Genomic DNA, 7,472 nt, shown 5'->3' with positions numbered 1-7,472 from the left:
ATATGGCGTCAGCGGCGTTCCAGCGAACTGCCGCTGCGGATCGCTGATAGGCGTGTTGACGCACCCGGCGAGTAGCAGCGACGCGCATGCGGCAACGCAACACGAGAAACGGACGGTGATAAGGCTGGACAAAACTCGGCGCATCGCGGTCTCCTTACATATGCAGGCTGTAGCCGGCCATGTCGCCCGGCTTGATCTCGTAGGGGGTGCCCCGGTCGCGCGGGCTACCCGATCGACCGGAACGAGGGGAACTGGCTGCAACTCCGGAAGCAACCCTCGGCGGGGTTGACGCGTTGCCAGGTGCCGGGGTGGCTGCAGCACCGCCCGCATCTCGCGGGGCAACTAACTCCGCTAGCCGCTGGCGGGCGATCGGAATGTCCTGGCAGCCGGCTAGGGAGGCGGCCAGTACGACCGTCAACGCTGTGACCACACCGGACAGCACGGGACCACGAGGCGTCCGAAACGCGGTAAACTCACGATGAATCATGGTGTTAGCTCCCTGTGGCACCCCAAACATACCGGCACGTATCGCACGCATCCAGCGCAAGAACGCGAAACGACGGTTGGAAGAGGATTCGAGATGAAAGCCTTCCTTCGTGTGGTGTGGCATCCGCTGCGGTATCTGCTTCGGTTTGCTTGGTTTCGGCGATTTGCGCCCGTGTGGCTCGTCGCGACGCTTCTGCTGTGGGCAGGCACGGTGGAACTGCTGAACCGCGTCGGCTGGATTGGTGCGGTTACCGTGCTGAACGACCTGATCGTGGTGCGAGTCGTGATCGCGCTGGTTGAGGCGCTTGTCGGCACAACATTCCGCAGATCCGCGACTTCTGCAGTCGCCACCAGCTTCGACGACGTGTCCTTCGCGCCCAAGTCACCGAGCGTTCCGATGTATGTGACCGCACACGGCGTAACCCCTACGCCGGTCGGTGATGAATGGACAACCGCGACGAAGCTCATTTCTTGATCTCCGGCGGGACATCCTTCGTGTCGTAGTCGTCATATTCCTTCATCCCGAGCGCCCGGCGCGGCGCATTCCATGACCGGCGGACGGTATCGGCAAGATCCCGATCCTCGTTCGCCGCATTCACCTCGGTCTGCGTCACGCGCCCCTCGCCAAGCGCCCGGTCCGGGCTCGCGTGCTTGTGCACGTCCGCGTCAAAATCCTTCGCGCGTTGGCCGATGCCGCGACCTTGATCAAGCGCGTGCTGTGCTGCCGAGATTTCGGTTGGCGACGTCATGTTCGGCTTCACCGGATCCGTCGAGGAGAAGCCCGTTGCCTTGACCCGGCCTCCGAAATCGCCGGCGCCAGCGGAGGTGTGGCCGGCACCAGCTCGACCACGCGACGACGCTCCGCTGTGGTGTGATCCGAAGTCGTGGCTCAACTTGGGAGCGACGGCATCGTCATTGGCTCCGGCTCCTTGCGGGCCGCGCATGTTTTGCGCCATCGCCTTCCAGTCGAGATACTCGGCGGCCATGCCGATCAGCTTGTCCTCGGACATCTGCCACATGCGCGTCGCCGAAACGTGGTTGCGCTGGCCAACCTTCATCATGAAGTCCGGATCTTCCGCCAGATTCCGCTCGATCGCGAAGCGCATCGAATTACCGTCTGACGAAGTGGAACGCGAACCAGCCTCGCTATGCACGCCATGCTCGCGCTGGAACGCGCTTTCGGAAAAACTTGACCGAGTGGCCGACGAATCGTGGCGGTCCGACTGCGACGATTGGGTGCCAGTTGCGTTACGTGTGCTGGCCGAGCCCGTTTGGCTCACCTCGCTGCCCGACGACACCGAATCGCCTGTACGATGATCCGATTGCGACGACCAGTCGCGATCGTGGCCAGCCGTGTAGTTTCGAATACCGGTTACTTGCGCCCCAAGGCTCAGCGATGCCCCACCGCCGCGCCTGACAGAAGGTGCACCTTCCGCCGCCGCTTGGTTGCCGCGCATGTTCTGCATCGCGGAATCGATTTGCTCTGCCGACGCGCCTCCTTGCTTCATAGCATTGGCAACCCGGCGCGCGTCGCGATCGCTCGCGCCGGCGCCCGGTGCGCGCGGAGAGGCGCCACCCTGGGAAGCATCGATTCCCAGGTGACCGCTCCCGCCGGCGTGAAGTTGAATGCTGTCGGTGGCACCGATGCCGGTACCAAACCGAGTACCGATCTGGTTGGTCTGCCCGACGCTCTCATCGTGCATCGCGCGGCCGCTGGTACCGCCGGACGTTGTCGTCGCAGTCTCCGCCCCGATGCTCTGAGTCGCACCGCGCTCGGAGGCGTGGCCGAAGCTCTCGCTGCTGCCCACCGAACTTCCCGAACGTGTCGAGCTGCTCCAACCCGACGTCGAGGTAGTACCGCTGAACCGGTCAAAACTGTGACCGGAGCTCTGTGCATCTTCGAGCTGCATCGACGTCAGAAGGTGGTTTGCGAGCTTCTGATAGGCAGCGCGGCCGTTGCTGGATACCGACATCGTCGAACCATCCGAAAGCTGGACCGTCTTCATGCCGGAATTCATCAGCATGTTGCCGTCGAACTTCTGCATCGTCGTAGTGTTAACGGACGCGGTGTCAAGGCCCGCCTGACCCATGCTGTAGTTGCCGGACGCTATCGCAGCGCCGGCGCGGGAACCGGCGGTGGCGAAGCCACTCAAGGCTCGATCGGCCAGGCCGAAGATCGCACCGTCGCCCATCTTGACGATTGCACCAGCGATGAACGGCACAAGCACCACCATGTATCCGATCATCGCCTGCTCGTCGACCAAGGTTGAGTCGAACGCAGAGGAAAGCTGGAACGGCACGCCGGCCGACAGGTGCAATGCCGTCAACTTGTAGTGCAGCCACATCAGCGACAGATGGTTGATGATTGCGAACAGCAGCGGCCACAACCCGATCCATACGAGGATCATGAAATAGCCACCCAGAACGTACTTCGCCTTCTCCTGCGGTACCACGATCATCAGCAGGACCATGACAGGGAACAGGGCGTAGGTGATCGCTTCGATCCAGTTCCGCATGTGCGGGATCGTTTCTTGGCCGAGCAGACTTAGGGCACTATTCGACCCGTTCGCCTGGCGCGCCGCTTCTGCCTCCGCGATAAGAGCGTTCGTGTCGGCGATCGCCGCCGGATCGTCGTGCGCACGCGCAATGCCGGGGCCCGCATCCCGCCAGATGTTGTTGAACATCGCCTGTTTCATGGCATCGGACGCTGACTGCGATGCGTCGAGCAGCCACGAGTAGGACGTCGAGACGGTCGACAGGAACATTTGCTGAGCGATACCGTCCGAGCTCGCCTGCGGAAACGCCTTGCGGCCATAGAACGCCTGTGCATCCGAGACGGCGGCGTCCACACGTGGCTTGAGAAGCAGCGCGACGTTCTGGCACGTGTCCGTCACGGGTTGAGCCGTCAGCACGTTGTATGTGACGAAGCGGGCAGGGCTCGTGTTACTGAAGATCGTGTTCCAAGTGTCCGTCGCACCGACGATTTGGCTGGGTGCGATCGCACCATCCAGGATGTCGTATTTCGTACATTCCTTGAAGAACTGCATCAGGTCGGCGCGGAGCGCAGGATCGCGTACCACTGCGGAATTCACCTGCCGCAGAATTCGGTGACCAAAGCCTACGTCACCCTTCGCGAGACCGAGATCGTCCGGAACATTGAACGCGGTCTCGTACGCGCGCGTCAGGAACCCGAACGAAAGCGAGCTCGCCTGCGCGATTGCGGCAAGCGCCACCGGCACATGATCGACCTGCCGAGGGGGCTGGAGGTCCGTGCGATCGGAAAGCATCACGCGCGCGATCGGCATATTGAGAATCGTGACAAACGCGAACGCCTGAATGAACCACATCGCCATGTCGCCGTGGCGCCCCATGTACGCGAACATCGCGATGAGCAACGCAACGAGGAAGACGAACTTGATCAAGCCGGGCCACCCGCCGCTCGTCATCACCGATGCGACGGCGTTGAGCACGTAGTAGAGCGTTTCGACGTTCCAGTAGGTCTGGATCTCGATGTTCATAGCCGCCCCTTAGTTCAAGCTTTTGCCGAAAGCCAGGGACGAACGCAACGTCTCCGACAGGTTCGAGTCCACCGCGCGCTGCATCGCCGCTAACTCCGTGGTGAGCGAATGCGTGCTGACGGTGCGCGTATATGCCTGCATCAGCGCTTCGTGCGCCGTATTGCGGATACGCTCGAGCTGCGGTTTCAGGTCGCTCAGCGCCTGCGTCTGTGACGAGTCAGCGAGCGCTGCATATTTCCCGATCGCGTCCTGAAGGTCCTTCGTGCATCGGCGAATGTACGTTTCGGCATATTTCGCCGCGATCAGGTCGATGTAGACACCCATCGTGCTGTCGGCAATCTGCGTGTTGTTGTAGCGAGTGCCGGCCGCCAACATCGCGTAGATCGGAAGGTCGGTAGTGTTCAGAAACGCTATCACCTGGCTCACGTCGTCGTGCGGCGATCGCGCAGCAATGTGGTCGACGATATTGTTCATTTTCGTCATCACCATCGATCGGAAGCTGCGGGTCGACAATTGATCGCTGTAGGGATTCAGGCAGCCATCGTCGGTGGTGGTGTCACAACGCCAGATCGGCACGTTGATCGTGTCGCCGTCTACACCGCTGCCAATCAACGTCGCTACGTCGATGTCTGTCGGCATCAGGGGCTTGGGCGCCTGCGCGTTACCTTGCGTCGGGAAAATCATGCTGCCGACCAACGACATCAACACCATGCGTTCTTCGTCGGTCATCCCGTCGATCTTCTTCAGCGCCTTCCACACCACGTTGCCCGTCGGCAACACGTCCTTCGCCGCCGGGTTGCTCTGCTTCACCTGGTCGATGACGTCGTCAGCCTTGTTCTCGTCATTCATCACGTTCGTCCACGCGTCGGTAATGTTCTCGAAGATGTTCGAGTCGACGCCGAAGTTCTTGGCGGCATCCTGCCGGCCGCGCGTCCACGTGTCAGGGAGTGCCGCGTTGACCAATCCCTTCGCGGTCTCGCACGAATCCATGTTCAGTCGATTGATCTGCTGCGCGGTCGCCTGCAGAGCCTGCATGACGTTGTCGCACGTAGGACACAGGTTTTGAATCGCAAGCTTGAAGCCGTAACCGAGCGCATTGGAGCCAATGTTGCGCAGCATCGCGACGAACTGCTCCTTGTTGATAAACGAGAATCCGCCCATGAACAGGTCGATCCCGCCACACCCGGCATTCCATGACGGAGGTGTCACGGAACTCAACTGATACGTCCGCTTGGGCATACGCATAAACAGCGAACCGCCCGAGTACATGTTGAGCGTCTGGCCTTGCAACGCCGCCGGACTGGTGTAGTTCCCTTGGGCGTTCACCGTGTCGAACAGCTGCTGCATCGACATTGCGGCCGCCGGTTGGGTGTATGCGAGACATGCGATCGACGCGCTCGCCAACAGGACCTGCAGGCCGCGCAGATACCGCCGAAACAGGGGGGAAGCGAGAAGCTTAGGCATGTTGGCCTCCGTCATGCGAGACAGTTCGGGATTGCGGGCCAGGCCGGCCAGGCAGGCGCTCGGCCGACCCGGTTGTCGATCGGTCGCTTGGCAACGCGTGATGAATGACGTCGTCGAGGATGCGGCCCGCGAGCTTCTTGCCGACGCTGATGACGCGCTCGTCGCCTGGACGAAATACCCGTTCGTCGCTCCCGTCGTGGAACGCACCGTCGAGAGAAACCCAGCCCTGGGCGCGGGCAGCTTCGAGTTGCTCGTTGGTCGCATCCACGGCCGGCCGCCATTGGCCCCATTGCTTGAAGAAGAACGGCACGTCGGCCGCTACGCATTGGTCGCGCAGATGGCGCGCCCAATCCGGATGAATCGGCCGCGCGCCGCGGCCGCTCTCGCCCCCAGCGATCAGCCAATCCAATTCTTCAAGCGCGTTGGTGCAATCGCGCCAATTCGCACTTGCGAACATGCCATCGAAGCTGACTGGACCAAGCAGAGGCTCCATGCTGAGGAAGCGCACACGTGCCGGCACCGCGAGCAACTTCGGAATGTCGCGGTCGGCCTCGGCCTGGTTGACGATCGTTGCGCCGAGCCAGACGGTCGGCCACGCCAGCTCGTCCCACGTGTTGAGCCCGTGGGACAGCTCGTCAACTACCTCGTTAAGCATGTCGCGTGCATTACCGATTCTTTTCGTAAGCAACAACCAATCGAGATTCGGCGTGCGCGCAATCAGCTCGAATAGATCTCGGCGCCACGCCGGATCGACAGCGTTGTCGAACGGATCGCAGAGGCTCGGGAAGATTCGAAAGCGCTGTCCAAGCTCGCGTGCCTTCCGATCCCACCTCAGCGGCATCCGCCACGAGTCTGGCGCAGCGCGACGACGAGGTGCTCCCGCGCCCCAGTTCACCGCGGTGCCTCCGCCGAAGCGCGCGTTGCGCGCCTCGGCGTAACAGTGGTCACAGCCCGGCCCGACCTTCTGGCAACCTTCCCACGGCGACCAGGTGTGGTCACACCACTCGATATTGCTGTTCTCGCTCACGAAATGCTCTCCTGGTTCACAACGGGAACTGTCCGAGAAGCCTCTGCCGCCACTCGTTCGAAGTAAAAGACGATCGGTGCCGCGGTCTCTACGACCAAACCGAAGCGACGCGCGTGGCGATAGGTTGGGTAGTTCTTGTTGAGCACGTCGAGCGTGCGGCTCAGCTTCCCGCGCCATGCCTCGAGATCCATCGCATGCTTGTCGATGTTGCAAGGCGCGCAGGAGGGCATGAAGTTCTCGATGACATCGAACTCCGGCCGGGTTGGCGGGCCCGACCTCCAGCGGTAACCACGGTCGGTCTCCACGAGCTTTAGGTCGCGTCGTACCGGCTCGAAATGATCTGCATGCCAACGTTCGGACAACGGCATCCCGCAATAGGCGCACCGCCCGTCGTACTTGCCGCGCAATTCATCGCGTTGAGCTTTGGTGAGGCGGCTCATCTCGCCGCCTTCACGGTTGGCTCACCGTGGTGCCAGAGAAACACGCAGTAGGCGGCGACGTCGAGCGGGTCACCCTTCGCCACGTGACGCATCAGTTGCTCCCGACACTCGTCCATCCAGTTGGTCGCTACCCACGAGTCCGCGTATCCGTACTTGTGCTCGGCTTTCGCAAGCTTCGATGCCAATGCGATGTGAAATCGTCGGACCGAGTCAGCCGTACGCGGATGCAGGTCGTGCGGCATCGGGTCAGTGGCGCAGCCGGTGGACGGCAGCGATTCGGCCGCCGGGCTGTCGGAGTGACCTGCCGGATCGAGGAAGCTCGCGCCTTCGTCGGGATACTCCTCATCCCACGCATAGAGACCAGCTCCCGAATGACCTGCCGCACCAAACTGCACCGTCACGACCGTGGACTCGTCGACGGCTAGCGCGAGCAGTTGCAAAATCTGGATCCGATTCAGCCGAACCGCCGAGGAGACGCGTGTCGTCGCCACGTCCGGACTCTCCACACTGGGTTGGTCGGAATACATGTACGCCTCC

The 7,472-nt window shown here is 61.9% G+C and carries 6 protein-coding genes; 1 reads left to right on the top strand and 5 read right to left on the bottom strand.

The genetic code is table 11. The annotated features are described in order from the left end of the window. Positions 1–580 precede the first annotated feature (580 nt). Entirely contained in the window at positions 581–961 is a 381-nt protein-coding gene (locus tag ABD05_RS35250; RefSeq protein ID WP_020980049.1) for a hypothetical protein, read from the top strand. Here ABD05_RS35250 and ABD05_RS35245 read toward each other — a convergent pair. Genes ABD05_RS35245 through ABD05_RS35225 form a run of 5 tightly spaced genes read right to left on the bottom strand, consistent with a single transcriptional unit; the run spans position 951 to position 7,462 of the window. Further along, positions 951–4,004, bottom strand: a complete 3,054-nt coding sequence (locus tag ABD05_RS35245; protein WP_047904745.1) for a conjugal transfer protein TraG N-terminal domain-containing protein — start codon at positions 4,002–4,004, stop codon at positions 951–953. The genes ABD05_RS35250 and ABD05_RS35245 overlap by 11 nt on opposite strands. 9 nt (positions 4,005–4,013) lie before the next feature. Then, positions 4,014–5,468, bottom strand: a complete 1,455-nt coding sequence (locus ABD05_RS35240) for a conjugal transfer protein TraH (RefSeq protein ID WP_047904832.1) — start codon at positions 5,466–5,468, stop codon at positions 4,014–4,016. Then, complete coding sequence (locus tag ABD05_RS35235) at positions 5,461–6,495, bottom strand: phage Gp37/Gp68 family protein (protein WP_047904815.1); 1,035 nt, start codon at positions 6,493–6,495, stop codon at positions 5,461–5,463. Before ABD05_RS35235 ends, ABD05_RS35240 begins: the two co-directional genes overlap by 8 nt. Beyond that, entirely contained in the window at positions 6,492–6,935 is a 444-nt protein-coding gene (locus ABD05_RS35230) for an HNH endonuclease signature motif containing protein (RefSeq protein WP_006487377.1), read from the bottom strand. The genes ABD05_RS35235 and ABD05_RS35230 overlap by 4 nt, the downstream gene beginning before the upstream one ends. Next, positions 6,932–7,462, bottom strand: coding sequence for a hypothetical protein (locus ABD05_RS35225; RefSeq protein WP_047904814.1), 531 nt, complete (start codon positions 7,460–7,462; stop codon positions 6,932–6,934). Before ABD05_RS35225 ends, ABD05_RS35230 begins: the two co-directional genes overlap by 4 nt. Positions 7,463–7,472 lie beyond the last annotated feature (10 nt).

It is taken from the genome of Burkholderia pyrrocinia (assembly GCF_001028665.1).
Lineage (GTDB): Bacteria > Pseudomonadota > Gammaproteobacteria > Burkholderiales > Burkholderiaceae > Burkholderia > Burkholderia pyrrocinia.
Note: the sequence above shows the minus strand (reverse complement) of the source record. Positions and strands in the feature narration are given on the sequence as shown.

Bases quoted from the DNA above. Each gene is read 5' to 3' on its own strand.
- ABD05_RS35240 (WP_047904832.1), bottom strand. From the start codon at position 5,468: ATGCCTAAGCTTCTCGCTTCCCCCCTGTTTCGGCGGTATCTGCGCGGC.
- ABD05_RS35245 (WP_047904745.1), bottom strand. From the start codon at position 4,004: ATGAACATCGAGATCCAGACCTACTGGAACGTCGAAACGCTCTACTAC.
- ABD05_RS35250 (WP_020980049.1), top strand. From the start codon at position 581: ATGAAAGCCTTCCTTCGTGTGGTGTGGCATCCGCTGCGGTATCTGCTT.
- ABD05_RS35225 (WP_047904814.1), bottom strand. From the start codon at position 7,462: ATGTATTCCGACCAACCCAGTGTGGAGAGTCCGGACGTGGCGACGACA.
- ABD05_RS35230 (WP_006487377.1), bottom strand. From the start codon at position 6,935: ATGAGCCGCCTCACCAAAGCTCAACGCGATGAATTGCGCGGCAAGTAC.